Origin of the sequence: Nioella nitratireducens, assembly GCF_001879715.1 — a bacterium.
Taxonomy (GTDB): Bacteria; Pseudomonadota; Alphaproteobacteria; order Rhodobacterales; family Rhodobacteraceae; genus Nioella; species Nioella nitratireducens.
Map to the genome: position 1 here is coordinate 1 of NZ_MNBW01000065.1, position 1,274 is coordinate 1,274.

Sequence of the window (1,274 nt, forward strand, 5' to 3'; positions counted from 1 at the left end):
CTTCCTGTGCCCATAGCTCGTCTCCTTTGCTGCACATTATGCTATCAAAGGAGCGGCACCAAACCGCGACAGGTCCACACCATGCCCGGCATACCGCAGAGCCGTGGTCTCGATCGCATGGAGGATTTCTGGGGTGGCGCGGGCGGCGGATCGAGCCGGGATCGCTGTCTCGCTCGTTGCGTCAGGAACGCGAGGTTCTGCGAAGAGAAAAAGGCGCCCGTTCGCCTCTTGAGAAGAGGAAATCAATTGGCCGTCGGGGCGGACCTGGAAGATGAAACCGTCGGCCAGGGCCGGGGGCGCGGAACAAACGCCTGTACCCAAAGCAACGACGAGCGCAGTCGCGCGGTCAGCTGCCTTTGACCGGAGGCGCGGTGTGGCGCTCGCGGCCACCTTCTTCAAGTGGGATGCTAGCGGTCGTACAGCCCATGTCGGCCAGGAAACTGACAAGGCCAACGATGGTTTTGAAGTCGCGGAGCTTGAGGACGCTTCGGCTGGTGACGAGCATCTTATCGTCACGCCCATCAGTGGCGACGGCGCGGATGACCCACGAGCCGTACCAGCTGTTATGGCGCTTCTCTGCTCTCTCCTTGCAGACCACCTCAATGAGGTAGCCCTCGGCGAGCAAGCCGCGCAGTCCGTCTTCGGTGACCACATTCGGTGCTTCTTCTATCATGACCTCCCCTGGGCCCTCCTCAGCATGAGTATCGGCCCGAGGAAACATTTCCACACGGTCGATACAGGACAACATAATTGACATCAAGGCGATATATTTGAGTTGACGAACCGTCTTTGACTGCAATAGGTAGCTACCGCACGAAGCCATAAATTTGAAGTGGCAAAGGAGTTTTGCCCTGCGCATGTTTTGTGCATTTCGATACGGTTTGTTCGGTCTTGTTGTGCCTCTCGCGTCGATTGGTCAAATCGCCAACGCCTGTACCGCGCCGGAACGGCCCTTCCTGCCTGAGCGGTCCGAAGATATTCGAGAGTATGCCGACCTGCTCCTTTTTGATTTCGAGGGCTACATCGCCGACATACAACAATACTTCCGCTGCCTCGATGCCGAGCGCCAACGCGCGTTTCACGAGGCACAGGAGGTTAGCCGGGACTATGGAAGGCTGGTTGAGATGTTGGAATGACCCTTCATCGTCGCCATATCGAGGACTTTGAAAGCAGACACTATATTCCTTTAATGTCCGTATAAGCGGACATTAAAGGGTCAGAGCCTTCTTCAGATCGTCGTGCTCGAAAGCACTTTCAAGATAGTCGAGTTCGCG

The 1,274-nt window shown here is 56.7% G+C and carries 2 protein-coding genes; both read right to left on the reverse strand.

What is annotated here, in order from left to right; translation table 11 throughout:
• Nucleotides 1-346: 346 nt before the first annotated feature.
• Nucleotides 347-673, reverse strand: coding sequence for a hypothetical protein (locus BKY27_RS19575; RefSeq protein WP_071676130.1), 327 nt, complete (start codon nt 671-673; stop codon nt 347-349).
• A 133-nt stretch (nt 674-806) separates the two neighbouring features.
• A complete protein-coding gene (locus tag BKY27_RS20700; protein WP_158515006.1) occupies nt 807-1,082 on the reverse strand; it encodes a hypothetical protein in 276 nt (91 codons plus the stop codon).
• Nucleotides 1,083-1,274: the final 192 nt, after the last annotated feature.

What these genes read in the sequence shown, in the direction of transcription:
- BKY27_RS19575 (WP_071676130.1), bottom strand. Translation starts at nt 673, where the DNA reads ATGATAGAAGAAGCACCGAATGTGGTCACCGAAGACGGACTGCGCGGC.